The organism is Methylobacterium sp. UNC300MFChir4.1, from assembly GCF_900110155.1.
Classification (GTDB): Bacteria; Pseudomonadota; Alphaproteobacteria; order Rhizobiales; family Beijerinckiaceae; genus Methylobacterium.
The window spans coordinates 69,730-94,780 of the sequence record NZ_FOCS01000001.1; the positions used below are offsets into that span (position 1 = coordinate 69,730).

Consider the following 25,051-nt stretch of genomic DNA (forward strand, 5'->3'; position numbering starts at 1 on the left):
GCGGCGCCATGGCGCCGGCTCCGGCCAAGCTCTAAGATCGGGCCTCGAACGCCTTCATGATCCCCATGCGCCGCCTGCTCATCGAGGAACCCGTGACCCGCGCGGGGCCGCTGGCCCGGCGGCTCGCCGTGTTCTCCGTCATCGCCACCGGGATCGCCCTGGTCCTCGTCCGGGATCCGCGCTCCGACACGGACGCCGCCCTCGTGGCGCTCGTGGCCGGGCTCGGCGTCGCGCTGCTGGCGGCCGCGGCCGCGATCTTCGCCTTCGTGCGGGTCTGGCGCGAGGGCGCCCGCGGTCTCGGGGCCGCCCTCGCCGGATTGATCCTGGCGCTGGCGGTTCTCGGCTACCCCGCCTTCCTGGGCCTGCGCGGCCTGCGTCTTCCCGCCCTCTCGGACATCACCACCGACATCGACAATCCGCCGGCCTTCTCGCGCTCGCGGGCGGCCTTCGCGGCCCGCGGCGGGCGCTACCCGGCGGACCCGAGCCCGGCTGCGCGCGAGAGCCAGCGCGGCGCCTACCCGCAGATCGCGCCGCTGACCCTCGATATCGGCGCCGACGAGGCCTTCGAACTCGCCCGGCAGGCTGCCCTGAAGCGGCACTGGCAGATCGTCGAGGCGATCCGGCCGGGCGGCCGGACCGGGAACGGCCGGATCGAGGCCGTGGCGCGGGGGCTGGTCCTCAACCTGCCGGACGATGTCACCGTGCGCATCCGCCCCCGCGCCGACGGGGCGCGGATCGACGTGCGCTCGGCCTCGCGGCTCGGCGGCCGCGATTTCGGCAGCAATGCCGACCGGATCCGGGCCTATCTCGACGACGTCGCCAACCTCGCTCTCGCGGTGAAGTGAGCCGCCGCGCCTCTCAGGCCGGCGCGTAGGTGCCGTCGAGGCGGGGGGCACCGTCGCAGGACGCGAGCCCGCGTCCGACCAGATCCTCCAGGTGGGCGAAGACCGACAGCGCCGCCGCGCCGCGGAGCCGGGGATCGAGCCCCTGGTAGATCGCAGCGACGATGTCGGCGATCCGCCCGTCGCCGGCGGCCAGCCGCGCGCGGATCGCCGCCTCGCGCTGGCGGCGATGCCCGGCGAGCCCGCGGAGGAACCGGGCGGGCTCGCGCACCGGTCCGCCATGGCCCGGCCAGTAGACCGTCTCGTCGCGCCCGCGCAGCTTGTCGAGGGAGTCCATGTAGGCCCGCATCGCGCCGTCGGGCGGCGCCACGATCGTGGTCGACCACGCCATGACATGGTCGCCCGAGAACAGCGCCCGCGCCTCCGGCAGCGCGAAGGCGAGATGGTTCATCGTGTGCCCGGGGGTCTCGACGGCCACGAGGGTCCAGCCCAAGCCAAACACGGCGTCGCCCTCCACCATGATCCGTTCCGGCGCGTGGGCTCGGTCTGCGCTCGCGTCGAGCATCGGGGTCTCCGCTTCCGACAGGGCCCGCGCGGCCCTGTGCGGCGCGCATCCGACGATCGGCGCGCCGGTGCGCGCGGCGAGCAGCCTTGCTCCGGGCGAGTGATCCCGATGGGTGTGGGTGACCACGATGGCCTCGACCCGCTCGGTGCCGAGATCCCGAAGCAGCGCCTCGACATGGGCCGGATCGTCCGGGCCCGGATCGATCACCGCGACGCGATCCTGGCCCACCACGTAGGTGCAGGTGCCGCTCGCCGTGAACGGGCCTCCGTTCGGCGCGACCCGCCGGCGGATCAGTGGCGCGACCCGGTCCAGCCGGCCGGCCGGAGGCATCGACGGATCGAAGGTCAGGGTGGTCTCGTCGGTGTCCGCCATCGCGATCCCGTGCGATCGATACGGCGGTTCCTTGGACGGTTCGCGGCCGCGTGGCAATCGCCCTCGAGGCCTAGGAGATGCGAGGCCGCGGTGCGAGGCATTCTGGGATGGCGTCAGGACCTGCCCGCTGTCTTGCCGGTGATCCTGACGCAAGGGTGATGCCGTCCGGCGCCTGTGGAGGGACGCGGAAGGGGTCGCGTCCGCTTCGGGGTCGCGCGCGTCCCGCGATCAGTCCTGCCGGCGCGATTGCCGTGCGCGCACGCGGATCGGTACGGGCGCCGGTGCCGGTGCCGGCATGAGACCGAGTGCGGCCGCGCGCAGGGCGTCGCCGGCCCTGTCGACGATCTCGGTCACGCGCGCCGCCATCGCGGCGGCCTTCGATCGAACGGCACTCATGGCAGATTGCAGCATCGCAAATCCCGGATCGAGCCTTAAGACCTATCTTCGAACGCTAGCGCCCCTGTCTCGTTCCGTCACCCCATGTCGCGGCCGGCGCTCGCGCCCGCGGGGACTCACAGGACTTCGCGATGGGGGCGGAACCGGAGCGAAACCTTGGCGTTTTCGTGTTCAGAACGACGCGGCCCGCCCGCGTTGGTACTTTCTAAGGATACGAACCATGCTCGGTTGGGCCGTAACTTTTCTCGTCGTCGCTCTCGTGGCCGCTCTGCTTGGGTTCGGCGGCATCGCCGGCACCGCCATGGAGGCGGCCAAGCTGGTCTTCTTCGTAGCGATCGTCCTGTTCGCCATCTCGGCCGTTGTCGGCCTGATGCGGGGCCGTTCGCCGACACTTTGACCGAGGGCCGGAGCGGCCGGCCCCGTTCAGCGGGCCGTCGCACGGACCCACGGAAGAGCCGTCGCCGCAGGGCGGCGGCTTTTCCCATCGCGGTGCTGCCATCGCGCCGTTGCAGGGGTAGATTGTCCCGGTCACGGGACGAGCGGTTTCAGGCCTTGCGGTCGGCGCTGTCGAGCTTGGCGATCAGTTCGGCGAAGCGATCGGGTACGGGCTGCTGCGTGACCGTGTCGTACATCGCGCGCAGCTGCGCGGCGATGCGGTTCCGGGTCTGATCGCTGAGGCCGCCCTTGCTCCTGGCGCGGTCGGACGGGTCGGAGGCGGCCGTGCCGCCGGAGCTGTTCTCGGACTCCGACAAGCGATCCGAAGCGGTCTCGACGTGCGGATCGCGCGCGCGAAGACCGGCCTCCTTTCCCTGGTCCACCATCAACACGCCCCTTGTTGCCGAAGTCGGCCCGGCCGCATTGTGCTGCGGCTCGACATACGCCATGGCTGCGCCGGCAACGCCTGCGCGCCGGCATCGGTTCCGCTGGGGGGTGGAACGGAGTGCGGGCCTCCGCGTTGGGCGGTAGGCTGCGCAGGACAGAAAGCCGGCCCCGGCAGGCCCTCGGTGACGGATCGAGGCGCTCGCGGCCGGGCAACACGGCGAGGCACAGGGGATCGAATGTCGACATCGCAACTCGTGGTACAGCACCTGCCGTACCTGCGCCGCTACGCGCGCGCGCTCACGGGTAGCCAAGTGGCGGGTGACGCGTACGTCGCCGCCACCCTGGAGACCCTCGTCAACGAGCCGGACACGCTCGGTCGCAGCACCAACATCAAGGCCGACCTGTTCCGCGTCTTCACGCGGATCTGGAACTCGCTCTCGGTCAACGGCCGCAGCGAGCAGGTCCAGCACGACCTGCCGGCGGAGGTCCGCCTCGGCCAGATCACCCCGCTGCCGCGCCAGGCCTTCCTGCTCTCCTGTCTCGAGGGCTTCTCCGAGGAGGACGCGGCGATCATTCTGGGCGTCGACGTGTCCGAGGTTCGCGACCTCGTGGACGAGGCCGGTCGGGAGCTCGCCGCCGACATGGCGACCGAGATCCTCATCATCGAGGACGAGCCCCTGATCGCGATGGATCTGGAGGCGCTGGTCGAGGGTCTCGGCCACAACGTCATCGGTGTCGCTCGCACCCGCACCGAAGCGATCAAGATCGCCGGCGAGGGCAAGCGCCCCGGCCTGATCCTGGCCGACATCCAGCTCGCCGACGGTTCCTCCGGCCTCGACGCCGTGAACGACCTCCTGAAATCCTTCGAGGTGCCGGTGATCTTCATCACCGCCTATCCCGAGCGCTTCCTCACCGGTGAGCGGCCCGAGCCGGCGTTCCTGATCGCCAAGCCGTTCCAGCCCGCAAACGTCTCGGCGGTGATCAGCCAGGCGCTGTTCTTCCAGCAGACCGCCCGTCGGCGGGAAGCCAAGACGGCCTGAGCTGCCGGCCTGAGGTCAGGCTTGGCGGTTCGCCCCGGGAATTGACCCGGGGCGCCCGCGACCGAGAGTGGCGACAACGAAAAAGCCCCGGCTCACGCCGGGGCTTTTTCGTTGTCGGTCCGCACGCCCTCGTCGGTCGCCGCGCACAAAAAAAACGGGCCGGAGAGAGCTCCAGCCCGTCGCGAAGGTTCCGGCCGATGCACAAGGGGAATGCGGGGAGGACCAGGTGGCCGGGTGCACAGAGAACGGGTGCCGGAGCGGGAGGTTCCAGAAGGGGCGCTTTTTCGTGGGGCGTGCCTTTTGTGCAACGAACCGGGGCTGTGGATAGCGGGCGTGCGCCGCCGCACCAACAGCCGAGCTGCGTTCGAATACTCAGGCTTCGTAGACGCGAGACAGTCTAGGAACCTGCGATTGCAGGGCGCGTTGTACGAACATCCTGTCAAGCTCTCGCAATGAGGTCGGGGCGATGCTGCGGTCTGGTTTCATCCTGGGCGTGAGTGCTCCTGCGGCTCTTCTCACCGTTCTGGTCCAGCCGGTGGTTCGCGACACGGCGGATCGGTGGACGATGCCGGTCCCGACCGCGCAGACCATTTCGGCGCCGCTGCCCGGGATGCGACCCGTGTCGCTGTCGATCAGCCCGACGCGGGTGGCGGGGGTGCAGCGCCTCGACAGCCGGAACGCCCCGGTGGCCGGCGAGGCGCAGGATCTGGAGATCAAGCCGATCCTGCGGCAGGCGCCGCGGCGCATGCGCGAGGGGTGCGAGGCGGCGCTGAGCTCCCTGGTCGGTCCCGAGGCGCGCCGCATGACCCCCGGCCGCTGCATTTCCTGATCGGCGCCGACAAGGACCGGAAATCAGAAGGCCCCGCCGTCTCGGCGGGGCCTTCTGCTGTGTGGATCGGCCCTAGATCGCGATCCGCGGCCTAAACTTGAAACGAAAACGGCGCCCGTCCCGAGGGACGCGGCGCCGCTACGCGGTACGGAACGGCAGCGGCCTCACTCGGCCCGGCCGGTCCCCGTGGACTGACCGCCCTTGCGGCCGGCGGACGAGGCGAGCTCACGATCCTGCGAGAAGGAGCGCTTCTCGGCCGGAACGCTGCGGCCGCCCTTGCTGGCGATCTCGCGCTGCCGCTCCAGGTCCATCGAGGCAAAGCCTCGCTTCGAGGTCGAATTTCCGGACGCCATCAGTTCCTCCTCAGGCTTCGCTTCACCCCGCAACAACCTTCAGCAATAACCAAGGTTCCTGTCCCGAGACCTGCTCAAGCTTCCGACAGCTAAGCTTGGCAGCAACCCCGACTTGTGTGCCGCGTTGGTCGACATTCGACCTTGGTTGAAGTCCGCGTCGGGTCCGACAGGCCCGGAGGCCCGGCGACTCGTCCCGGGCGGACGGCGCGGCCTCACGGCACGAGAGAAGGGTTTTCGCGCATGACGAACCGCAACATGGTCAAGGATGCCGCTCCGGGGGCACAGGCCACGCAGCCCAACACGCCGCCGCTGCCGCCGATGCCGGCGCCGGAAGATTCCGCCACCCCGACCACCCGCGAGGAGCCGACGGATTCGCCGCACCTGAATGCCAGTCTCAAGCGCGACGCGCCCCCTCCCGGGGGACAGGGGCTCTCGACGAAGCGCTGAGCCGGGCGAGGGCGTTCTCAGGTCCGGCGCCGGTGCGCGAGGCGCGTCAGGCCCGCGACGAGAAGGGCGATCGCCAGGATCGTGACGATCCCGGCCACCGTCAGGATCCGCTGGATGAGGGGCGTGTAGACGCCGCGCGCGGCATCGTAGCCGTAGCAGAGCAGGGTGAGCCGGTCGGCGATGCTGCCGACCCGGCCCTCGCCGGCTTCCGTCAGGGCGAGGCGCAGGTCGCGCCCGGTCAGCGCCAGGGGCGACAGCACACGGGCTACCCGGCCGTCGGCGGTGAGGAGAAGCGCCGCCGCGGGATGCGCGAAGCTGTCGGTCCCGGCATCGTAGACAGCTTCATAGCCCAGCGCGCCGGTGAGGCGCGCGAGCGCGGCGTCCGACACGATGAGCGCCCGGGGCCGGACGGATCCCGCCCGATCCCCGAGCGTCTCCGCCAGCATGCGCCGGGCGGCTGCGGCGTCGTCGCGGGGATCGATCCCGACCAGCACGAGGGCGTAGTCGTCGATCGGCAGGCCGGTGGCCGCCAGCGCGTCCACCGACAGGGACAGCATGGGGTCGCAGACATTCCCGCAGGTGTAATCCACCGGCAGCAGAAGGGCCGCGCGGCCGCCCAGGGCCTGCCCGAGGGTGGTCGGCCGATCGGTGCGCGCGTCGGTGGCGGCGAGGTCGAGCGGGGCCCGGGCACCCGGGGGCGGCGCGACCGCGACGCGGGCGAGGTCGGCCTGGACGAGGCGGGCCGCTGCCGGCTCCGGCGACAGGACGAGGCACAGTGCCAGGAGGGCGCCGAGACCACACCGACAGGTTGCGTAAGGCGCGGGGCTGGACAAGTGCCTGACGAACCGCATGGATAAGCGGGCCCGTCCGGCCCCGCCGTCCTGGGCGTGAGACCCGTCGCGGAGCCCCCGAATGACCCTCGACACCGAGGTTTCCTCCCTGAAGCAGGTGCCGCTGTTCCGCGAGGTGGAACCGGCGCGCCTGAAGCTCCTGGCCTTCACCAGCGAGCGGGTGCATTTCGAGCCGGGGCAACGCTTCTTCGCCCGCGGCGACGTCGCGGATGCGGCCTACGTGATCCTCTCGGGTACGGCGGACGTCAGCATCGACGGTCCCGCCGGTCCGGTGCGGCTGGCGCTCCTCGGCCAGGACGCCCTCGTCGGTGAGATGGGCATCCTGGCCGAGCAGCCCCGCTCCGCCACCGTGACGGCGCAATCCGCGGTGACCGCCCTGCGTATCGACCGCGGGGTGTTCCTGGAACTGCTGGCCCAGTTTCCACAGATCAGCATCGCCCTGATGCGCGTGCTGGCGCTGCGGCTGGAGCAGACCAACCAGGCGCTGGCCGAGAGCCGGGGCTGATCATTCCGCGTAGGTGATGAATTCCAGGAGCGAGCCGTCGGGATCCCGGAAGTAGACGCTGATCCCCGCGCCCGCGGCGCCGTGCCGCTCCACCGGGCCGAGTTCCACCGGGACCCCGGCGGCCTCGAGATGCGCGATGGCGGTCTCGATCGCGCCCGACCAGCGGAAGCACAGGTCGCTGTTGCCCGGCTGGACGGGTTTCGCCGCGACCGGTACCGGCTCGACGCCCGGCCCGTGGCAATTGAGCTGGACGCCGCCGAACCGGTAGGCGAAGCCGGGACCGCGCTCGAGGATCTCGGCACCCACCACGTCGCGGTAGAAGGCGTTCGAGCGTGCCCAGTCGCTCACGTGGATCACGCAGTGATCGAGGTGTATCGCCGGGCTGAGCGGGACATCGGGAGCGACCGTCGCCTCGGTGGGAAGAGTTTCGGTCTCGGCCATCGTTCACCTCCGCTCCGGGCGCAGTAGAGCACCGCTGCGATTCAGAATTAGGGCACAACCGTGGCCGTGGGAGCGGCTCGCGCACGGCCGGCTGCGGCGCAAAAGCTACATCGTCACAGGCGCAGAGGCGGTAGGCATGGCGCGACGACCGTATCCCGCACGACAGGACCTATGATCGCCACGCTTCCCTCGGCCTGGAGCCGCCTGCGCCGGATCGTTCTCTCGCGAATCCTCCTCGCCGTCGTGGCAATCGCGCCCCTCGCGGCCTGCCAGACCCGTCCGGTCCAGGTCGCCCAGGACGACGAGGCGGCGTGGTACGTCGGCAGCAAGCCCGACAAGCCCTTCGACATTCCGCTGGTCGACACCCAGCGCCTCGATCCGAAGTACCGCCGCCAGCAGGTGAGCTACAACGGCCCCGAGCAGCCCGGGACGATCGTGGTCGACATCGACAAGCGTCAGCTCGTCCTGGTCCAGGCCGACGGCACGGCGATGCAGTACGGTGTCGGCGTCGGCAAGGCCGGCTTCTCCTGGAAGGGCGAGGCTCGGGTCGGGCGCAAGGGCGTCTGGCCGGACTGGAGCCCGACCGTCACGATGGTCTCGCTGCATCCCGACCTGCCGCGCACCCGCAAGGGCGGCCTCGACAATCCCCTCGGCGCGCGCGCCCTCTACCTCTACCAGGGCAACCGCGACATCCTGTTCCGCATCCACGGCACCAACGAGCCCTGGAGCATCGGCGAGCAGATGTCGTCGGGCTGCGTCCGGATGCTGAACGAGGATATCGCCGACCTGTATGAGCGCGTGCCGGTGGGCACCCGCGTGCTGATCAAGCGCAACGGCAAGTACAGGACCTGATTGGGCGACCTGCGGATTCCTGGCCGGTCAGCCGGCCGGCGTCCCCGCGGCGGACGCGTCGCGGACCTCGCCGGAGACCCGCTTTGCGAGCCGGTCCAGAGCCGCTCGATCCAGATCACCCCGATCCGGGCCGCCGGGGGCCGCGGCCGGCTCGCCCGGTCGACCGTCCGGCCCCATGCCGTCGCTGGCCAGCACCGCGGCGGTGGTCAGGCCCGGACTGGTCCGGTCCGTCGGCCGCTCTGGGCCGATCGAGAGGCCGGCCCAGACGAGGAGAGCCGCGCACAGGGCCAGGCTGGCCAGCAGGGTCTTGAGAAAGGTCATGTTTCATAACGAGCGGCTCCGGGCCGTCGTTCCGTTGCCAAGCTTCACTCCGACGGGCGGAACGCTTTGGCAACCACGGCGGTCGAAACTCGGCATCGCGCTCGCGAGGCCGATTCGGTCGCCCGGCAAATTCGCCACATTGGCCGGGCACGGTCGCGGCCTCGACGCCCCCGTCATCAGCTGACTCGCCACGCGCGTGGACATTCCCGCTATGATCAGACCGATGCTCGCCCTGCTCCTCCTCTGCGGCCCCGCGGCCGCGGCCGGGACGGTCAGCGGCCCCGCGACCGTGATCGACGGTGACACGATCGAGGTGCAGGGCACGCGTATCAACCTCTACGGTATCGACGCTCCCGAGACCGCGCAGCGCTGCGAGACCGCCAATGGCCAGGAGTATCGCTGCGGCAGCAAGGCCGCGCAGGCCCTGCGCGCGCGGATCGGCGGCGGCGCGGTCACGTGCGAGCGGCGGGAGGGCGGCGTGCCCGGTCGCGTCACCGGGATCTGCCACGTCCACGGCGAGGACCTGTCCGCCTGGATGGTCGGACAGGGCCTGGCGCTGGCCAACCGTCAAGTGACGGCTCCCTATATCCGCCAGGAGGGCCACGCCTGGGCGACCCGCCGCGGCATCTGGGCCGGCACCTTCGAGAAGCCGGCCGACTGGCGCCAGGACCGGCGCCGAGTCGAGGCCGCGGCCGGCACGAGCGCGGCCGACTAGCCGCTCCGGCGCCTCAGGCCGTCGCGTCCTGTCCCTCGGTGAATTCCCGCCAGAGGAGGACCAGGGCGGCCATCACGGCCGGCCCGAGGAACAGGCCGAGGAGCCCGAAGGTCTCGACGCCGCCGAGGATGCCGAGGAGCACCCACAGGAAGGGCAGCTTGGTCGTGCCGCCGATCAGCGCCGGGCGGATGAAGTGGTCGGCCACGAAAGTCACGACGAGGCCCGCCGCCGCCACCACGAGAGCCGCCGTCACCGACCCGGCCGCCACCAGGAGGAGCGCCGCGATCGCGATGGCCACGGCGGCGCCGAACGGGATCATCGCCGCCACCGCCGTGAAGGCGCCGAGCAGGACCGGGTGGGGCACGCCCGCGAAGTGGTAGACGATCCCGAGCACGAAGCCCTCGCCGAGGCCGACCAGCACCAGCCCGTCGACCGTGCCGTGCACGGAGGCCACCATCTGGCGGGCGACGCGCTCGCCGCGCGGCCCGAACAGCCGGTGGCAGGCGGTGAGCGACTGGTCCCGCACCGTCCGCCAGTCGCGGAACAGGAAGAACAGCGCCACGAGGCTGAAGCCGAACAGGACGATGCGGTGCAGCACCTCGCGGCCGACATTGCGGGAGGCCCCAAGCACCGAGTGGTTCTCGAACCGGCGCAGCAGGTCGGAGCCCGCCTGCGCGTGGCCGAGATTGTCGTTCCACCACGCGGTCGCCTGCGCGGCGCCGTAGGGCAGGTGCTGCAGGAATTCCGGCGCCGGCACCCCGTTCGCCTCGGCGTTCCGAACGAACTCGGCCACGTCGTGGGCCTCGCGGGCGGCCTGGATGCCGAGGATCGCGAGCGGCGCCAGGAAGACCAGCGCCACGGCCGCGGTCATCAGCGTGGGCAGGAGGATGTTGTGCTTGCCCGGCGGGAAACGGTGCTCGAGCCGCTGGTAGACAGGCCAGAGGGCGATCGCCAGGACCACCGCCCAGGCGAGCGCCGGCAGGAACTCGTGCAGGATCCAGAGGCCGAGCGCCGTCAGGGTCAGGACCAGCAGGACCCGGGCCGCTCCCTGGGAGCGCGCGCGCTCCTGCGGCGGCAGGGGCGGCGTCTCGACGCGCGCCGGCGGAGCGGCGGGCTTGGTGATCGGTGGCATCCGTCTGGTCTCCTGAGGACGCGCCTCGTCTCGCCGTCAAGCTAGGGCCGGCGCGTCCGGAGCGTACGCGCGTCCCCGCACCCGGCGGCGCACGCCTGTGGACAGGCGCTGAAACGCCGGGGAAGCGCCGCGGTTGCCGCTTCTGACACCCTCGTGTAGAGGTCGCCGCCATTCGACCGGGCCGCGTTCCAGGCCCCGTCCACGCGTCGGGCGGCCGCCCGGGCGGCGAGGGGGCTCCCGCACGACCGATCCGGAACTCGAACAGCCCGCGAGAAGACATGTCCGACGAGCCCGCCCACGGCAGCGCCACCTTCGAGCGCGTGGCCGACATCATTGCCGAGACCGCCGACATCCCGCGGGACAAGATCACGCCCGAGAGTCACGCCATCGACGACCTCGGCATCGACAGCCTTGCCTTCCTCGACATCGCCTTCGCGGTCGACAAGGCCTTCGGTATCAAGCTGCCACTCGAGCGGTGGACCCAGGAGGTCAACGAGGGCAAGGTCCCGGCCGAGGAGTACTTCGTCCTCAAGAACCTGTGCGCGCGCATCGACGGCCTCGTGGCCGAGAAGGCCGCCAAGGTCTGAACCGAGGCCGATCCGACCCGTCATGCGCCTCGAATACTTCGAGATGATCGACTCTGTGCGGCTCCTCGACAGGGCCGCCGGCCGCATCGAGGCGCTCGCCCGGGTGCCGATGGCGAGCCCGGTCTTCGAGGGCCACTTCCCCGGCCACCCCCTCGTGCCGGGTGTGCTCCTGACCGAGACGATGGCCCAGGCCTCCGGGTACCTCGTGCTCGCCCATCTCGACTTCGCCCGGATGCCGTTCCTCACCGGGGTCGACAAGGCGCGCTTCCGGTCCTTCGTCGGGCCCGGCGCGGACCTCCTCGTCACGGCCACCCTCGTGCACGACGGCTCGGGCTACGCGGTGACCAGGGCGGCGATCAGCCACGACGGCAAGGCGCTGAGCGACGCGGAACTCCGCTTCCGCACCATGCCGTTCCCGGACGGACTCGACGCGCCGATGCGCGAGCGCGCGCGGACCATCGGCCTGCTCCCCGATCCGGCTCCGGCCGGACGCGAGCCCTGAGCCAGCCATGAGCCAGCCATGAGCCGCCCCGTCGTCGTCACCGGCCTCGGCCTCGTCTCCTGCGCGGGCGAGGGCGTCGACGCCCACCTGGCCGCCCTCGCCGGGGAGGCGGCCCCGCGCACCGACAGCGAGACCTTCGCGCCCTATCCGGTCCATCCGGCCCCGGCGATCGTCTGGGACGGCCAGATCCCCAAGCGCAGCGACCAGCGCCAGATGGAGGCGTGGCAGCGGCTCGGCGTCTACGCCGCCGGCCTCGCGCTCGACGCAGCGGGCGTGAAGGACGACGCCGCCTTCAAGCAGGCGCTTCACCTCGTCGTGGCCGCGGGCGGCGGCGAGCGCGACTACGCGGCGGACGGAGCGATCCTGACCGGCCTGCGCGACGCCGCCGATCCGGGCGCCTACCTGAACGAGCGGCTCCAGAACGATCTCCGCCCGACCCTGTTCCTCGCCCAGCTCTCGAACCTGCTCGCCGGCAACATCGCCATCGTGCACGGGGTGACGGGCGCCTCGCGCACGTTCATGGGCGAGGAATCCGCCGGGGTCGACGCCCTGCGGATCGCCCAGGCGCGGGTGGCGTCGGGCCAGATCGACGCGATCCTGGTCGGCGGCTCCTACAGCGCCGAGCGGCCGGACGTTCTGGTGATCCACGAGATGGGCGGCTACCTCGCCCGCGACGCCTACCGCCCGGTCTTCGCGCGGGGCGAGTCCGGTGGCGGGGCGGGCGGGTTCATCCTCGGGAGTTGCGCGGCCTTCCTGATGCTCGAATCCGCCGCCCACGCCGCGGCGCGCGGCGCCCGCGCCCTGGCCCGGCTGGAGCCGGTGGCGAGCGATCGGACCCGGCGCGCGCCGGGCAGTGTCGCCGGCAGCCTCGAGACGCTCTGGCGACAGGCCGGCCTCTCGGCTCCCGACACCGTCCTGTCCGGCGCTACCGGGGTGGCCCCGATCACCGCGGAGGAGCGGGACGCGCTGGCGCGGCTCGCACCGGGCGCGCACCTGCGCGCCCTCGGGGACGTGATCGGGCACGGGCTCGAAGTGGCGGCGCCGTTCGGGGCGGCGCTCGCCGCCGCCCTCGTCGCCGCCGGCGGTGCGCGCGAGGTCGCCGTGACGGCCGTCGGCCACCGGCGCGGCGAAGGGATCCTGCGCCTCGTCCCGGCCTGAGCGAACCCGCGTCACGGGGCCCATGTCGGCCGCGTCCGATCGTCCGGTCGGCAGCACAGCTTTCGCGCGGACGCGCCGTATTGAAATCCCTTATCCCGTTGTTCAAGCGACCGTTCCGGCGCCGCTCAACCGGAATTTCCGGAAAGAGTTTCCCGCATCGCTGCGGCGCTGGCCGAGGGAAATATTTCTCTGCGCTTGCCAAAGAACCGCCGGCGGTCTACTTCTACCGCATCGGCACGTGTCCGGATATCTTGGACCGTTACGCCTTCGCAGGGCGGTTCTGACTTTCCTATCGCTATCGGTCGATGCCGGCGCCCCCTCGTTCGGGCGGGTGCCATCTCTCACTATGCCTGCGAAGATCAAGGACTTCCATGAGCACCGGAACCGTCAAGTGGTTCAACGAGACCAAGGGCTACGGCTTCATCCAGCCGGATGACGGCGGCAAGGACGTGTTCGTCCACATCTCGGCCGTCGAGCGCGCCGGCCTGCGCGGCCTGAACGAGGGCCAGAAGGTCACGTACGAGCTGGAGACCGACCGTCGCAGCGGCAAGCAGTCCGCCGGTCAGCTCCAGACGGCCTGATCGCCGCCCTCAGCGTTTCTCCGGAAGCCGCTCCTCTGGGAGCGGCTTCTTCGTATCTGCCATCGTGTTTCTAAACCCCCCCCCTCTGCGGGTGACGGCCTTCGCCGCACCCGATCCAGGAGTGTCTGTGAGCTTTTTGAACAAGCAGGGTGTCGCCGATCGCCTCGAGACCGCCGCCAAGGCGCGCTCCGAGATGCTGGCCCGGTTCCGGGCCCGCCCGTCCGCCGACGACCCGGCCGTCCTCGCCCGCCAATCCGCCCGCCGCGCTGTGGTCGATGCCCGCGAAGTCCGCGCTGCCGAGCGCGCCGCCCAGCGTCAGGCCGAGATCGAGCGCGCCGCCGCCCTCGCCGAGGCGGAACGCCTCGCCGAGATCGAGCGCAAGCACGCCGAGCAGCTGGCCGCCCAGGAGCGCGCCAAGGCCCTGCAGGCCGAGCAGAAGGCCCAGCGCGACGCGCGCTATCTCGCCCGCAAGGCGAAGGCCCAGAAGAAGCGCTGAGGCGCGTTCCGCAGCGATGCCCGTCCAGGAGCTCGGCATGTCCCACAAGTTCAAGGTCGGCGAGCGCGTCTGCCGGCCCCGCCTGGGCATCCCGGGCGAGACGGGCGAGGCCGAGGTGTTCGAGATCTTGCGGCTGATGCCGGCGGATCAGACCGGCGAGCCGAGCTATCGGATCCGGACGAAGACCGGCGAGCGGGCGATCCGCGAGGGTGACCTCGTCGCGGCCCCGCAGGCCTGATCCGGGCGCCTCAGAGCGTCCGGAACATCACCAGCGCGTCGACCGGCCCGAGCGTCGGGTGCCGGAAGGCGCCCGGCAGCCGGCCGACCACGTCGAAGCTGAAGCTCTCCCAGAGCCGGACGGCCCGGGCGTTGGTGCTCACCACGAAGTTGAACTGCATCGCCGCGAAGCCCCGCGCCCGCGCCCGATCGAGGGCGTGCGCGCACATGGCCCGCGCGACCCCGCGGCCGAGGGCGGCCGCTCCCGTCATGAAGCCGCAATTGGCGACATGGGCGCCCCCGCCAGCCTGGTTCGCGCGCAGGTAGTACGTGCCGAGCACCGTCCCCGCCTCCTCGGCCACGAAGGTCTCGCGGTCGGGGCCGGTCCAGTACGCGAGGGCCTCGGCCTCGCCGAGGTCGCGGTCCAGCGCGTAGGTCTCACCGGCCCGGATGGTCGGCACGATGATGCCGGTGATGGCCGCGTGGTCGGCCGCCTGCACGGCCCGGATGTGCAGACTCACCCGAATTGCTCCCGCAGGATGCGCTCGTCGAGGCTGTGGCCGGGATCGTGCAGCAGCACGAGCTCGGTGGCGCGGTCGAGGGACGTCTCTACCGTGCAGACCCGGCGGAACTCCGTGTGGTCGGCCACCGCCGCGACCGGGCGGTGGGGGGCGTCGAGGACGTCGATCCGGATCCGGGCGTAGTCCGGCAGAAGTGCGCCGCGCCAGCGCCGGGGGCGGAAGGCCGAGATCGGTGTCAGCGCCAGAAGCTTGGCGTCGAGCGGTAGGATCGGTCCCCCGACCGACAGGTTGTAGGCCGTGGAGCCCGCCGCGGTGGCGACGAGCACGCCGTCGGCGATCAGCAGGTCGAGCCGGACATTGCCGTCGACGGCGATCTTCAGCTTGGCGGTCTGGTGGGTCTGGCGCAGCAGGTAGACCTCGTTGATCGCCCGCGCCCGGTGGGATCGGCCCTCCGTGTCGAGCACGTCCATCACGAGCGGGTGGATGACGCTGCGCTGGGCGTTCTCCAGATGCTCCAAGAGGTCGTCGTCGCGGAACTCGTTCATCAGGAAGCCGACCGTGCCGCGGTTCATCCCGTAGATCGGCTTCGGGTGGTCCATGAAGCGGTGCAGCACCTGGAGCATCAGGCCGTCACCGCCCAGGGCCACGACGACGTCGGCCTCCTCGGGCGGGACGTGGTCGTAGCGCCGCATCAGGGCGGCCGCGGCCTCGCGGGCGTAGCCGGTCGGGCTCGCCACGAAGGCGATCTTCTGGAAACGCGGCATGGATCAGGCGCAGCCGCGCAGGCGCGTCGGGATCGCCTCAGGGTTCACGTCACGGCTCCAGTCTGACGAGCGAACCGCCCGGTTGACGTCCTTGCCCGGCATGCGCCTCACTCCGCGAGCACACGCGCAATTGGAGGCATAGCATGGAGCGTCCGCTCCTCGTCTACACCACCTTTCCCGACCTCGCCTCGGCGCTGAACATCGGCGAGGCGCTGGTCCGCGAGCGACTCATCGCCTGCATCAACGTGCTACCGGGCATGCAGTCCGTCTACAGCTGGAAGGGTGCGGTGGAGCGCGGTGCCGAGGTCGCAGCCATCCTCAAGAGCCGCGAAGGTCTGGCCGACGCGCTGGCGGTCGCGCTGAAGGCCCGCCACCCCTACGACACGCCGATCATCCTGCATCTGCCGGTCGCCGGGGCGGACGCCGACACGGCCGCCTGGATCCTGGCGGAGACGCAGCCCGGTAAGTCGTTCGAGAACGGGACCCAGGCGGACTGATCCGGCAGACTGCGCCGCGCTGCTTCCCACCCTGACCCTTCCGGCCGGTTCCGGCAGTGTGCCGGACAGGGTCCAGACGGCTGTGGACAAGCGCGCTTTGCCGTCGGTGCGGGCGCCACAATGGCTCGTCGGACACTGGTGCCATTGGCGTAGTCGTGGAGTCGAATTAAAAAGACATAAATATACGAATCTATGCTAAAAATATCCGATCTTGAATTATGGAACGAGAATTTATACTGACTGATTGGAGTATAGGATTGAATTCATCTGGTGTGCTTGGCTAGAAAACCTCCGTGCGTACACCGCACGCGATGCGACGCGGAGGAAAATCATGGGACGTTTCAGGAATGCAGGACGGTTGGGGTTGGTCCTGCTCGCCGCAGTCGCGGGCGCCGTGCATGCGCAAGCGGCCGGGGCGCCGAAGAGCGAGCCGCTGATGACCGTCGCGCCGGCGCCGTCCGGTCCCGCCGGCCTCGCATCGGCCGATCCGCCCGCCTTGCGGTACGGTGTCCTCTATGCCGACGACAAGGGCCACAGCCATGTCCAGTATTGTGACCTGAAGAACTTCATCTTCAAGAGCTACGCGCCTCCGGCAGCGCCGCAATATGTCGGCTTTCCGCCGGGTGAGGTGACGTCGATCAAGTACGCGGTCCTGCCGGTCGGCTATGTCGGCACGTGGCACACGGCGCCGGGTCCCCAATGGGTGATCACCCTGTCGGGCCGCTGGTCCGTGGAGGCTACGGACGGGTCGGTGCTGGAGCAGGGCCCCGGCGAGGTGGAATTCAACGCCGATATGGGATCGACACCGCAAGGGCCTGAGGGCCATGTCGGACACCTGACCCGGCAGGTCGGCGACGTGCCGAACGTGCAGCTCATCGTCTCGCTGAAGCCGCAGGCCGGAAAGGCCCGCTCCACCGATCCGTGCCAGCCGTCCCAGCCCTGAAGCGCGGTGCGGGCCGGCGACACTCGTTCCGCCGGCCCGCGCGGGTCAGCCGCCGCTCACCGGATAGCTGCGGCCCTTCCAGGTCGCCGCGCCGGCCCGTTCGCGGCGCAGGAGCACGTTCCACTGGATCGCCAGGGCCACCGCGACCGCCGCGGGGTGGAGCGGGATCGTCGCCCACGGGGCCCGGACCGCGACGGTGACGGCCGTTCGGGTCGCCAGGGACAGGCCGAGGGCCAGCACGGCCGGGGTCAGGGCGGAGGCCGGCAGCAGCCCGAGCAGCCCGGCCAGGACGAGGAGCGGCGGCAGGATCTGACCGCAGCCGAGGAGCAAGGTCCAGATCGGAAGGGCGCGGGGCGTGGCCATGCCCTCGTGGGCGTTCTTGGAGAAGCCGGCCCAGGCCTGGGCGAAGCCGTTGTACATCCGGCAGGTGGCCAGCGCGGCGGCGGCCACGAGATCCGTCCGGTAGCCCGCGGCCCGGAACAAGCGGGGCAGGCGGACTCCGTCGTGCAGGGAGGTGCGGATCGCGCCGTGGCCACCGGTGGCCGCGTAGGCCCCCCGATCCATCAGGATCAGTTGACCGCAGGCCGCGCCGAGCGACGGGTCGGACAGGCGGCGCATCAGCGGCACGGGCAGGAAGCCGAGGAGCAGGAAGTCGATCATCGGCACCGTCAGCATCTCACCCACCGTGTCGGTCCGCTGCCGGGGCACGCCGCTGACGAGGGCCGCGCCGGTGCGGCGAGCCTGCGCCGCGAGGGCGGCGGCTGCCCCGGCCTCGAGGCGCACATCGGCGTCGATGAACAGCAGGTGGTCGCCGCGGGCGAGCCCGGCCATGTGGCTGCAGGCGTGGTTCTTGCCCGTCCATCCGTCGGGCAGGGCCGGCACCGGGACGAGACGCAGGCGCGGGTCGCCGACGGCGCGCACGATCTCGGCGGTCGCGTCGGTGGAATGGTCGTCGCCGACGATCACCTCCACCGGGACCGCGGCGCTGGCGAGCGCCGCCCGCACGGTGGCGTCGATGTTGCCGGCCTCGTTGCGCGCCGGGATCAGGATCGAGACGAGACCGGCCCCGGTCTCCACCGCGGGTTGGCGCAGGACCGCGAGATTCACCGCCGCCAGGATGGCCGGCAGGAGGGCGGTGGCGAGGCAGAGGTACGCCAGGGCCGTGAGGATCGAGTCGGTCATCGTCTGCGCCGGCAGGGGTGCGCGCCACGATAGGGGATCGGGCGGGATCTGGCGCGCGCGGGCGGTCTCATCCGGCGCGATCCTGACCGCCCGCGGCGCGGTGCGCCGGATCGAACCGGCGGCCGGAGAGGCGGGCCGACAGGCGCCGCCACAGGTCGTAGAGGCCGCCAACGCCCTTCCGGCCGGAAACCAGCGTGCGGAAGCGTCCGGGCTCCCGGCTGATCACGTCGGCGCTCAGGCGGTCGAGGGTTCGGGTCAGTTCGGATTCCAGGCGCGCGAGGCGCTGATCGCGCGGGAGCGCGGCGAGTTCGGATCCGACGATCCCCGGCCCGAAGGCCGTGAAGGCTCCCGCGCCGCGCTCGTCCCAGAAGGTGTACTCGACGGCGAGCGGGACGAAGAGCGCGTCGGGGGCGATCTCGGCGAGCCGCGCGACGCCGGGACGGAGGGCCAGCGGCCGCGCGCGGGCATCGGCGAAGCGGCCCTGCGCGGTGATCCAGAGCATGCCGTCGGGGGCTCCGAGGATCGACCGTGCGGCTGCCAGGAACTGCGCCGCCCCGCGCGGGCTGTCGAGGTCGACGCCGAAGGCCCCGATCCGCTCGAAGATGCGGTAGCGCGCCAGCATCGCGGCGTCGAACGGCGCGCGGCTCGCCCGCTCTGGATAGAGCCGGCCGCCCAGCACGATGATCAGCGCGGCGTCCCACCAGGCCGGATGGTTGCAGTAGACCACGATCGCGCCGGGATGGTTCGCGTCAGGTGGCGTGCTCCAGAGGGGCAGCCGCAGGGCGTCGAGGTGGCGGTGCAGGTATCGCTCGAACCACGCCACCATAAAGGCGCGGATCCGAGGCGAGACCGAGGGCAGGGGGGCGCCGTGCGCGCCTCTCGCGCCCCCCGTACCGGGGGGCGGAGATGGCGGCGTCGCGGTCACGCCGAGGCGCGCAGGGCGCCGCGCGCGTCCTGGTCATGCGCGTCGGCGGCGATCCAGCCCGACATCATCACCATCGGCATGCCGGGCCCCGGATGGGCGGCGCCGCCCGCGAGGTAGAGGCCGCGCACCTGCCGCGACCGGTTGCCGGGCTTGAACGCCCCCATCACGCGCCCGTGGGAGGCGAGGCCGTAGATCGCGCCGTTCAGGACCTTGTAGCGCTCGTGGATGTCTTGCGGCGTGAGGTGGCGCTCGACGACGATACGCTCTTCGAGATCCGGCATGCCGGCGGTGCGCTTGAGCTTGTCGAGGATCGTGCGGCGGTAGTTCTGGAACAGCGGCCCGTCCGGACGCCAGTCGTGGTGCGGCCGCAGATACGGCGTGTGCACGAGGACGTAGAGCGCCTCGCCGCCCTCGGGCGCCACGCTCGGATCGGTGGAGGAGGGAGCTGCCAGATAGGCGGTGGGGTCCGGGGCCGGCTCGCCCTTGTTGTAGATGTAGTCGAACTCCTCCTCCGGGTCGCGGGAGAAGACGAAGTCGTGGTGGTTGAGGTGCTCGTAGCGCTTGTTCAGGCCGAGATAGAGCACCACGCCCGAGCAGGCCGGTTCGGGATTCTTCTTGGCGTAGGCCTTGGCGGCCTCGCCGCCCACGAGCTCCCGGTAGGTGCGGACCGAGTCCATGTTGGAGATCACGGCGTCGTAGGCCGTGACCCCCGCGGCCGTCCGCACGCCCCGGACCGCGCCGTTGGCGGTCTCGATCCCGGTCACCTCGGTGTCGGTCTTGCACGTGGCGCCGAGTTCCTGGGCGAGCTTCGCCAGCCCCTCGGCGACGGCGCGGGTGCCGCCCATCGGGTACCAGACGCCGTCGGCCGTCTGCATGTGGGCGATGGCGCAGAGCACCGCCGGCGCGCCGTAGGGCGAGGAGCCGACATACTGCACGAAGTGGTCGAGCATCTGCGCGAGCCGCGCGTCCTTGACCTTGCCGCGGATCGTCGAGGCCACCGAGGCATGCATGCGCAGCGACAGTACGTCGCGCAGCGTGCCCGGGTTCATGTTGGCGCGGATGTTGATCGTGTCGAACAGGTCCTCGACCGGCTTCCAGAAGAAGAATTTCTCGGACACGCCGTGAAGATGCTCGGAGATGGTGATGAACTTCTTGTAGCCCTCGCCGGTGCCGGGGGCGAAGCGCTCCATGTCGCCGGCCATCCGCTCGACGTCCTGCATCAGGTCGATATGCGTGCCGTCGTCGAAGAAGCAGCGCCACTGCGGGTCCAGGCGGCGCAGGTCCATGTAGTCGTGGACCGAGCGGCCGGACTCCGCGAAGATCCGCTCCAGCACCCGGGGCACGGTCAGGATCGTCGGCCCCATGTCGAAGCGGAAGCCGCCCTCGTGGAGCACCGCCGCCTTTCCGCCGAGCCAGCCGTTCTTGTCGTAGACCGTCACGCGGTGGCCCCGCGCGGCGGCGACGCACGCGGCGGCGAGTCCGCCGAGCCCGCTGCCGATGACGGCGACCGTGGAATCCTGGCTCATCCTGCTGGCTGGCTCCCCGGGCCGAGGAAGGCGTGGCCCGCAGAGCGAAGCTAGACCTGGGGCCGGGCGGGTCAACGCGCCACCCGGTCGCGGTCGCCTAGTGGCGGCGCTCGCCTGTGGACAGGCGCACCAGGAAGTTTCCGATCTCCCGCCGGCGGAGCCCGGCCTCCAGCACCTCGGGCCCGACGCCGTGACGCCAGGCCAGGCGGCGCGCGGTCTCCGGGTCGTGGCCCTGGAGCGTCGCGACTTCGTCGGCATAGGCGGCCACGGCCCGCGAGTTCTCGGCGAGACCCGCCTCGACAATGGCGGTGTCGCAGAGGCGCAGCATCGCGGCCAGCTCGTCGAGGTCGAGCTCGGGATGATACTGCGTCCCCCAGAACCAGCCGCGATCCCGGCGGATCTCGAGGGCCTGGATGCCGAGAACGCGGTTGCCGGCGAGCACGCGGGCGCCCGGGGGCGGCTCTAGGACGGCGTCGGAGTGGATCGCCGGGGCGTCCCAGGTCGCCGGCCGTCCGGCGAGCAGAGGGTGAGTTCGGCCCTCCTCGGTCAGGGTGATCGCCCGGGCGAAGCCGTATTCCGGCCCGCGGGGGTTCTCGGCGGCGCGCCCGCCCGCCACCGTGGCGGCGACCTGCACGCCCCAGCACGAGCCGAAGACCGCGCGCCCGGCCTCGAAGGCCGCGCGCATCAGGTCGAGCTGCCGGTTCACGGCCGGCGTGCCCTCCGAGACCTTGAGGGTCGAGCCGGTGAAGATCAGGCCATCGAACTCCGCGAGACCCGCCGGCAGGGCCGCGTCGGCGTCGGCGGCGTTGACGTGCTGGCAGACGGAGTCCGGCGCGAGGTCCCGCACCACCGCCGCGTAGGACTCGGCCGAGGTTCGTCCGGTGGCCGCGACGTGGCGGTCGCGGGCGGCGCGATCGTTGCCGTCGGCGATGAGCAGGCGGAGCATGCGGGATACCGGGGAGCGCGGCCGTAGCGGAGGCGTCTCTATGTCGGTGCGCACCGCGTCGCAGGAACGGCGCGGATCGTCGCGGGAGGCGGGCGCTGAAATCGGGCCCGACTCCTCCAAACGGGTGATGCGTCCCGCGAGGCCGGGGTTACCCCTTCCGTCTCGGACTCCGAGGAACGATCAGCGCGGAGGACAGGATGCCAGATCTCGCCGAGGTGGAGCTCTACTGCGCGGAAGCCCGGGATATCCTCGCTCACGCGGAGAACATCGTTGCCGACCTGGACCGGAGAGGTGCCTGCGAGGGGCACTGCCTGATGGCGAACCAGGGCCTCGCGGCGCTGCGGAACCTCGACCGCATCATCGAGCGGCACCGCAGGCGGCTGGCGTTCCTGGCCCTGCCCAACGCGGTCGGCCCGTCCCCACCTCCATCCCCTCCGCGGAAGCGGAACTGGTTGCTCTTCCTCCGGCGGCGCGGCGGCTACGCGGGCCATGGCATCGAGGCGCATTCCTAAGGCTTTCCCGGAGGATCGAGCGAGCCACGCGAGGCGTGCAGATCCCTGGCTGCCGGCGACGCGGCGGTGCGACGGCCTGTCGAGGACCCTGCTGGTCGGGATCGTGCTGCTCGTCCTGGGGTTGGCCATCCCGGCCACCGCCCGGCGAGCACCCCCGCCGTTGCACTAGGCGGCCGAGATCGAGGCCCTGGTCAACAGGGCGGCCGACATGCTGGAGGCCGAGGGCGCGCGGGCGTTCGACGCGTTCCGGCGCAAGGGGAGCACCTGGCGATACGGGGACGTCTACCTGTTCGTCGTCGACCTGCGGGGGATCGTCCTCTTCAACGCCGCCCATCCGAACCGCGAGGGCCACGACCTGCTCCACGAGCGCGACGCCGACGGGAAGCAGTTCCACCACGATTTCATCGACGCCGTCACGCGGTTCGGGTCCGGATGGGTCGACTACATGTTCCCGAAGCCCGGCCAGTCGGCGCCGAGCGTGAAATGGAGCTACGTCTGCGCGACGCGCGTGGCCGGCGTGGAGGCGCTGGTCGGTGCCGGCGTCTACGTGGAGTAGCGCCGTCCGGGTCGGGACGGCGGGCCCTAGGCCGTCCGCCGCGCCGCCAGCGCGAGGGCGAACGCGAGACCGGCCAGGGTCAGCGCCGCCAGGACGCCCAGGGCCGGGGCCGCGGCGGAGAAGCCCTCGCCCAGGGCGCTCTGGTAGGCCTCGATCGCCCAGGCGTTCGGGGTGAGCCATCCGGCCTGCTGCAGCCAGGGCGGCATCAGGAACCGCGGGACCATCGAGCCTCCGACCGCCGAGAGCAGCAGCACCCCGAAGGTCGAGGCGAGATGCGCCTGCTGGCGCGAGGCCGCGAGCGCGCAGGCCGCGAGCGCCAGACCGGCCGCCATCGCGGAGACCAGCAGGCAGGCGGCCAGGAAGGCCGGCCAGTGCGGACCGATCTCGACGCCGTAGAGAAGCGCGGCGGCCAGGAAGATCAGTCCGGCCTGGACGAGCCCCTGCAGCGTCAGGAAGGCGAACTTTCCGAGCACCACGACGGGCAATCCACCCGGCCCGGCCATCAGCCGCTCGGTGAGGCCCGTCTCGCGCTCCTCGACCAGGGACATGGCGCCCTGCATGGCGGCGAAGAGCAGGAACACCGCGGTGATCGCGCCGGCATAGTAGCTCACCCGGGCATTGGCGGTCCCGGACGCGGTGCTGCGGCGCTCCACCAGGGAGGCGAAGCTGAACGGTTCCTTCTTGGCACGCTGCTCGGCGAAGGCCTCGTCGAGGAACCGGCGCTCGTCTGGACCGATCTTGCCCGTGCGCTCGACGTCGGCGACGACCCGCGACAGGACCACGTCGGGCAGCGCCTCGTTCAGGACCCGCTGGAGCTGGCCGAGGGCGATCGGTGTCGCCAGCGCCTTGGCAGGGTTCTCGACCAGCACCACCGGCTGGTCCGCGGAACCGGGCGCGGCCACAGCAGGGGCGGCGATCAGGTCTCCACGCAGGACCAGCGCCACGTCGACCTCGCCGGCCCGCACCGCCTGCGCCACGGCGTCGATGTCGGTCGCGGGCAGCCGCGACACCCGGAGCGAGGGATCGGCCGCGAGCGCGTCGGCGAGGCGCTGTGTCGCCGCGGTGTGGACGAGGTCGGCCAAGCCGAGATGGATGCGGATCCGGTCGCCGATCGCACCGGAGAAGATCGCCGCGAAGATCGAGAAGATCACGGTCGGCAGCACGAAAGCCATCACCAGCGCGGCCCGGTCGCGCAGGAGGGTCAGGAGCATCACCCGGAAGGCGGCAGCGATCATCCGGCGGCCCCGACCCGGAGCGGGGTGGCTTCGGGATCCGTCAGTTCCCGCGGGCGGAGGGCGTCGAGATAGAGCGTCTCCAGCCGCGGCGCCCGCACCCGGATCTCGGCCACCGGCACGTTCTGGGCGCGTAGGGCGCCGAGCAGCGCCGCGCCGTCGAGGCCGGCCCGTTCGACCGACCGCCAGACGAGGCCGCCAGCCTCGGCGGGCACGAAGCCGGCCCGGCGCAGCGCGCCCTCGGCCTGTCCCGTCACCGGGCCGGTGAGGCTCAGCTCCCGCTCGGGCGCGCCCGTGCGCAACTGCGCGAGCAGGTCGGCGAGACGGCCGGCACGCACGACCCGGCCCTGGGCCAGGAACGCGACCCGGGAGGCGAGGCGTTCCGCCTCGGCGAAATCGTGGGTGGCAATCAGGATCGCGGTGCCGGCGGCCTTCAGGCGGTCGAGCACCGCGTGGATCGCGGCCCGCGCGGCGAGGTCGACGCCGCTGGTCGGCTCGTCGAGGAGCACCAGCCGGGGCCGGTTCATCAGGCTCGCGGCGATGTTCACCCGGCGCCGGTACCCGCCCGACAGGACGCCGACCGGACGTCGCGCCACGTCGCCGATGTCGGCCATGGCCAGGGCGGCCTCCACGGCCGCCTTCCGGTCGCGGCGGGAAACCCCCGCCAGCTGCCCGAACACGCCGAGATTCTCCGACACCGTCAGCCGCGGGTAGAGGGCGATCTCCTGCGGCACCCATCCGATGGCGCGTCGGGCCTGTCCCGCGCGGTACGGGTCCGCTCCGGCCACGCGCACCGAGCCCGCACTCGGGGCGAGGCGCCCCGCCACGAGGCGCATCAGCGAGGACTTACCGGCCCCGTTCGGTCCGAGCAGCGCCAAGGTGTCGCCAGTGCCGAGGTCGAGATCGACCTGATCCAGAACCCGTCGGCCGCGGAGGTCGAGGCCGACGCCCGCGAGCCGGACGAGGGGGGCGTCCATCGGTTCACCGACCCGGCAGGGCACGGCCGAGGCGCACCCGTACGGCGGCGCCGGGCTCCCGGAGGGCGAAGGCCGCCTCGGCGAAGTCGGGTCGCGCCCGCCGCCCGACGGCCCCCGAGAAGCCGTAGGGCTCGAGCGGCAGGCCGAGGCCGGTGCGGTCGAGGCGCCCGTTGCCGTTGGCGTCCTGGTAGGCCGCCACCGCGTAGGTTCCCGGCGGGACATCCCGGAAGGTGAACCGCGCCCGGTCAGCGGTGGCCGGCGCGTCGTCCCCCCGGAGACACGACGTCTCCGAGAGACCGCCCTGACAGAGCGCGACGCGCACCTGGCCGCCCCCGGGCTCGATGCCGTCGACCTCGACCTGCACCGCGGCGGCCCAGGCGGGCAGGGTCGCGGCGCAGAACCAGGCCGCCACGGCAACCGTCACGCGTCCTCTCGGCCTCCGGAGAA

General features: G+C 71.7%; 35 protein-coding genes. 18 read left to right on the forward strand and 17 right to left on the reverse strand.

Annotated elements, in window-relative coordinates; genetic code table 11:
- The first annotated feature begins 65 nt into the window (after positions 1-65).
- Positions 66-845 carry a DUF1499 domain-containing protein gene (locus BMY19_RS00325; RefSeq protein ID WP_026604580.1) on the forward strand — a complete coding sequence of 260 codons (780 nt, stop codon included), beginning with the start codon at positions 66-68 and terminating at the stop codon, positions 843-845.
- A gap of 13 nt (positions 846-858) precedes the next feature.
- Here the strand turns inward: BMY19_RS00325 and BMY19_RS00330 are convergent, their stop codons facing one another.
- Both BMY19_RS00330 and BMY19_RS00335 read right to left on the reverse strand, forming a co-directional pair.
- Positions 859-1,779 (reverse strand): MBL fold metallo-hydrolase, encoded by a 921-nt coding sequence (locus BMY19_RS00330; RefSeq protein WP_100250536.1) that lies wholly within the window; start codon positions 1,777-1,779, stop codon positions 859-861.
- Between the two features lie 228 nt (positions 1,780-2,007).
- Positions 2,008-2,175: a hypothetical protein gene (locus BMY19_RS00335; RefSeq protein ID WP_244534793.1), complete on the reverse strand. Its 168-nt coding sequence runs from the start codon at positions 2,173-2,175 to the stop codon at positions 2,008-2,010.
- A 220-nt stretch (positions 2,176-2,395) separates the two neighbouring features.
- On the opposite strand from BMY19_RS00335, the gene BMY19_RS00340 reads away from it, so the two are divergent.
- Complete coding sequence (locus BMY19_RS00340) at positions 2,396-2,572, forward strand: DUF1328 domain-containing protein (RefSeq protein WP_007568853.1); 177 nt, start codon at positions 2,396-2,398, stop codon at positions 2,570-2,572.
- A gap of 148 nt (positions 2,573-2,720) precedes the next feature.
- On the opposite strand, the gene BMY19_RS00345 is transcribed toward BMY19_RS00340, so the two are convergent.
- Positions 2,721-3,059 carry a NepR family anti-sigma factor gene (locus tag BMY19_RS00345; protein WP_244435369.1) on the reverse strand — a complete coding sequence of 113 codons (339 nt, stop codon included), beginning with the start codon at positions 3,057-3,059 and terminating at the stop codon, positions 2,721-2,723.
- 174 nt (positions 3,060-3,233) lie between these two features.
- On the opposite strand from BMY19_RS00345, the gene BMY19_RS00350 reads away from it, so the two are divergent.
- On the forward strand, positions 3,234-4,037 hold the full coding sequence (locus BMY19_RS00350) for a response regulator (RefSeq protein WP_012321915.1): 804 nt from the start codon (positions 3,234-3,236) through the stop codon (positions 4,035-4,037).
- Between the two features lie 565 nt (positions 4,038-4,602).
- Positions 4,603-4,866, forward strand: a complete 264-nt coding sequence (locus tag BMY19_RS00355; RefSeq protein WP_244534794.1) for a hypothetical protein — start codon at positions 4,603-4,605, stop codon at positions 4,864-4,866.
- Positions 4,867-5,030: 164 nt separating this feature from the next.
- Here BMY19_RS00355 and BMY19_RS00360 read toward each other — a convergent pair whose 3' ends face one another.
- Positions 5,031-5,219 carry a con-10 family general stress protein gene (locus tag BMY19_RS00360; RefSeq protein WP_010683678.1) on the reverse strand — a complete coding sequence of 63 codons (189 nt, stop codon included), beginning with the start codon at positions 5,217-5,219 and terminating at the stop codon, positions 5,031-5,033.
- A 240-nt stretch (positions 5,220-5,459) separates the two neighbouring features.
- Between BMY19_RS00360 and BMY19_RS00365 the strand changes: the two genes are divergently transcribed.
- Positions 5,460-5,666: a hypothetical protein gene (locus BMY19_RS00365; RefSeq protein WP_020090880.1), complete on the forward strand. Its 207-nt coding sequence runs from the start codon at positions 5,460-5,462 to the stop codon at positions 5,664-5,666.
- A gap of 17 nt (positions 5,667-5,683) precedes the next feature.
- Here the strand turns inward: BMY19_RS00365 and BMY19_RS00370 are convergent, their stop codons facing one another.
- The gene (locus BMY19_RS00370; RefSeq protein ID WP_100250539.1) at positions 5,684-6,517 is read right to left on the reverse strand and encodes a thioredoxin domain-containing protein; all 834 of its coding nucleotides are present in this window, start codon (positions 6,515-6,517) and stop codon (positions 5,684-5,686) included.
- Positions 6,518-6,578: 61 nt separating this feature from the next.
- Between BMY19_RS00370 and BMY19_RS00375 the strand changes: the two genes are divergently transcribed.
- Positions 6,579-7,022, forward strand: coding sequence for a cyclic nucleotide-binding domain-containing protein (locus tag BMY19_RS00375; protein ID WP_020090878.1), 444 nt, complete (start codon positions 6,579-6,581; stop codon positions 7,020-7,022).
- Here the strand turns inward: BMY19_RS00375 and BMY19_RS00380 are convergent, their stop codons facing one another.
- Positions 7,023-7,463: a VOC family protein gene (locus BMY19_RS00380; RefSeq protein WP_100250540.1), complete on the reverse strand. Its 441-nt coding sequence runs from the start codon at positions 7,461-7,463 to the stop codon at positions 7,023-7,025.
- Positions 7,464-7,634: 171 nt separating this feature from the next.
- On the opposite strand from BMY19_RS00380, the gene BMY19_RS00385 reads away from it, so the two are divergent.
- Positions 7,635-8,315 carry a L,D-transpeptidase gene (locus BMY19_RS00385; RefSeq protein WP_020090876.1) on the forward strand — a complete coding sequence of 227 codons (681 nt, stop codon included), beginning with the start codon at positions 7,635-7,637 and terminating at the stop codon, positions 8,313-8,315.
- Between the two features lie 27 nt (positions 8,316-8,342).
- Here the strand turns inward: BMY19_RS00385 and BMY19_RS00390 are convergent, their stop codons facing one another.
- Positions 8,343-8,636: a hypothetical protein gene (locus tag BMY19_RS00390; protein ID WP_020090875.1), complete on the reverse strand. Its 294-nt coding sequence runs from the start codon at positions 8,634-8,636 to the stop codon at positions 8,343-8,345.
- Positions 8,637-8,847: 211 nt separating this feature from the next.
- Here BMY19_RS00390 and BMY19_RS00395 point away from each other — a divergent pair, with 211 nt between their 5' ends.
- Positions 8,848-9,351, forward strand: coding sequence for a thermonuclease family protein (locus BMY19_RS00395; protein ID WP_026604576.1), 504 nt, complete (start codon positions 8,848-8,850; stop codon positions 9,349-9,351).
- 13 nt (positions 9,352-9,364) lie between these two features.
- Here the strand turns inward: BMY19_RS00395 and BMY19_RS00400 are convergent, their stop codons facing one another.
- A complete protein-coding gene (locus BMY19_RS00400; protein WP_020090873.1) occupies positions 9,365-10,483 on the reverse strand; it encodes an AI-2E family transporter in 1,119 nt (372 codons plus the stop codon).
- 278 nt (positions 10,484-10,761) lie between these two features.
- Here BMY19_RS00400 and BMY19_RS00405 point away from each other — a divergent pair, with 278 nt between their 5' ends.
- The 6 genes from BMY19_RS00405 (at position 10,762) to BMY19_RS00430 (ending at position 14,045) form a co-directional block, all read left to right on the forward strand.
- The gene (locus tag BMY19_RS00405; protein ID WP_010683687.1) at positions 10,762-11,070 is read left to right on the forward strand and encodes an acyl carrier protein; all 309 of its coding nucleotides are present in this window, start codon (positions 10,762-10,764) and stop codon (positions 11,068-11,070) included.
- Between the two features lie 22 nt (positions 11,071-11,092).
- On the forward strand, positions 11,093-11,572 hold the full coding sequence (locus tag BMY19_RS00410; RefSeq protein ID WP_100250541.1) for a 3-hydroxyacyl-ACP dehydratase FabZ family protein: 480 nt from the start codon (positions 11,093-11,095) through the stop codon (positions 11,570-11,572).
- 18 nt (positions 11,573-11,590) lie between these two features.
- Positions 11,591-12,730 carry a beta-ketoacyl-ACP synthase gene (locus tag BMY19_RS00415; protein ID WP_100250542.1) on the forward strand — a complete coding sequence of 380 codons (1,140 nt, stop codon included), beginning with the start codon at positions 11,591-11,593 and terminating at the stop codon, positions 12,728-12,730.
- Between the two features lie 371 nt (positions 12,731-13,101).
- Positions 13,102-13,311, forward strand: a complete 210-nt coding sequence (locus tag BMY19_RS00420) for a cold-shock protein (protein WP_020090869.1) — start codon at positions 13,102-13,104, stop codon at positions 13,309-13,311.
- 127 nt (positions 13,312-13,438) lie between these two features.
- Complete coding sequence (locus tag BMY19_RS00425; RefSeq protein WP_026604575.1) at positions 13,439-13,807, forward strand: DUF6481 family protein; 369 nt, start codon at positions 13,439-13,441, stop codon at positions 13,805-13,807.
- A 37-nt stretch (positions 13,808-13,844) separates the two neighbouring features.
- Complete coding sequence (locus BMY19_RS00430; RefSeq protein ID WP_100250836.1) at positions 13,845-14,045, forward strand: hypothetical protein; 201 nt, start codon at positions 13,845-13,847, stop codon at positions 14,043-14,045.
- A 10-nt stretch (positions 14,046-14,055) separates the two neighbouring features.
- On the opposite strand, the gene BMY19_RS00435 is transcribed toward BMY19_RS00430, so the two are convergent.
- Both BMY19_RS00435 and BMY19_RS00440 read right to left on the reverse strand, forming a co-directional pair.
- Positions 14,056-14,544, reverse strand: a complete 489-nt coding sequence (locus BMY19_RS00435; protein WP_100250543.1) for a GNAT family N-acetyltransferase — start codon at positions 14,542-14,544, stop codon at positions 14,056-14,058.
- A complete protein-coding gene (locus tag BMY19_RS00440; protein ID WP_020090865.1) occupies positions 14,541-15,308 on the reverse strand; it encodes an NAD kinase in 768 nt (255 codons plus the stop codon). The genes BMY19_RS00435 and BMY19_RS00440 overlap by 4 nt, the downstream gene beginning before the upstream one ends.
- A 143-nt stretch (positions 15,309-15,451) precedes the next feature.
- On the opposite strand from BMY19_RS00440, the gene cutA reads away from it, so the two are divergent.
- Positions 15,452-15,805 carry a divalent-cation tolerance protein CutA gene (gene cutA / locus BMY19_RS00445; RefSeq protein ID WP_100250544.1) on the forward strand — a complete coding sequence of 118 codons (354 nt, stop codon included), beginning with the start codon at positions 15,452-15,454 and terminating at the stop codon, positions 15,803-15,805.
- 331 nt (positions 15,806-16,136) lie between these two features.
- Positions 16,137-16,748, forward strand: a complete 612-nt coding sequence (locus BMY19_RS00450) for a cupin domain-containing protein (protein ID WP_100250545.1) — start codon at positions 16,137-16,139, stop codon at positions 16,746-16,748.
- A gap of 45 nt (positions 16,749-16,793) precedes the next feature.
- Here the strand turns inward: BMY19_RS00450 and BMY19_RS00455 are convergent, their stop codons facing one another.
- The 4 genes from BMY19_RS00455 to BMY19_RS00470 form a co-directional block, all read right to left on the reverse strand.
- The gene (locus tag BMY19_RS00455; protein ID WP_100250546.1) at positions 16,794-17,930 is read right to left on the reverse strand and encodes a glycosyltransferase family 2 protein; all 1,137 of its coding nucleotides are present in this window, start codon (positions 17,928-17,930) and stop codon (positions 16,794-16,796) included.
- A gap of 67 nt (positions 17,931-17,997) precedes the next feature.
- Entirely contained in the window at positions 17,998-18,756 is a 759-nt protein-coding gene (locus tag BMY19_RS00460; protein WP_100250547.1) for a lysophospholipid acyltransferase family protein, read from the reverse strand.
- Positions 18,757-18,851: 95 nt separating this feature from the next.
- A complete protein-coding gene (gene crtI / locus BMY19_RS00465) occupies positions 18,852-20,381 on the reverse strand; it encodes a phytoene desaturase family protein (protein ID WP_100250548.1) in 1,530 nt (509 codons plus the stop codon).
- A gap of 97 nt (positions 20,382-20,478) precedes the next feature.
- The gene (locus BMY19_RS00470) at positions 20,479-21,327 is read right to left on the reverse strand and encodes a type 1 glutamine amidotransferase (protein WP_100250549.1); all 849 of its coding nucleotides are present in this window, start codon (positions 21,325-21,327) and stop codon (positions 20,479-20,481) included.
- Positions 21,328-21,524: 197 nt separating this feature from the next.
- Between BMY19_RS00470 and BMY19_RS00475 the strand changes: the two genes are divergently transcribed.
- Together BMY19_RS00475 and BMY19_RS00480 are read left to right on the forward strand one after the other, a co-directional pair.
- Positions 21,525-21,839: a hypothetical protein gene (locus tag BMY19_RS00475; protein ID WP_020090858.1), complete on the forward strand. Its 315-nt coding sequence runs from the start codon at positions 21,525-21,527 to the stop codon at positions 21,837-21,839.
- A gap of 208 nt (positions 21,840-22,047) precedes the next feature.
- A complete protein-coding gene (locus BMY19_RS00480; RefSeq protein ID WP_244534795.1) occupies positions 22,048-22,395 on the forward strand; it encodes a cache domain-containing protein in 348 nt (115 codons plus the stop codon).
- A 26-nt stretch (positions 22,396-22,421) separates the two neighbouring features.
- Here BMY19_RS00480 and BMY19_RS00485 read toward each other — a convergent pair whose 3' ends face one another.
- From BMY19_RS00485 to BMY19_RS00495, 3 genes are read right to left on the reverse strand one after another with little or no spacing between them, the layout of a single operon-like run.
- Positions 22,422-23,630 (reverse strand): ABC transporter permease, encoded by a 1,209-nt coding sequence (locus BMY19_RS00485; RefSeq protein WP_100250550.1) that lies wholly within the window; start codon positions 23,628-23,630, stop codon positions 22,422-22,424.
- Positions 23,627-24,604 (reverse strand): ABC transporter ATP-binding protein, encoded by a 978-nt coding sequence (locus BMY19_RS00490; protein ID WP_100250551.1) that lies wholly within the window; start codon positions 24,602-24,604, stop codon positions 23,627-23,629. Before BMY19_RS00490 ends, BMY19_RS00485 begins: the two co-directional genes overlap by 4 nt.
- Positions 24,605-24,608: 4 nt before the next feature.
- Entirely contained in the window at positions 24,609-25,028 is a 420-nt protein-coding gene (locus BMY19_RS00495; protein ID WP_100250552.1) for a DUF2141 domain-containing protein, read from the reverse strand.
- Positions 25,029-25,051: the final 23 nt, after the last annotated feature.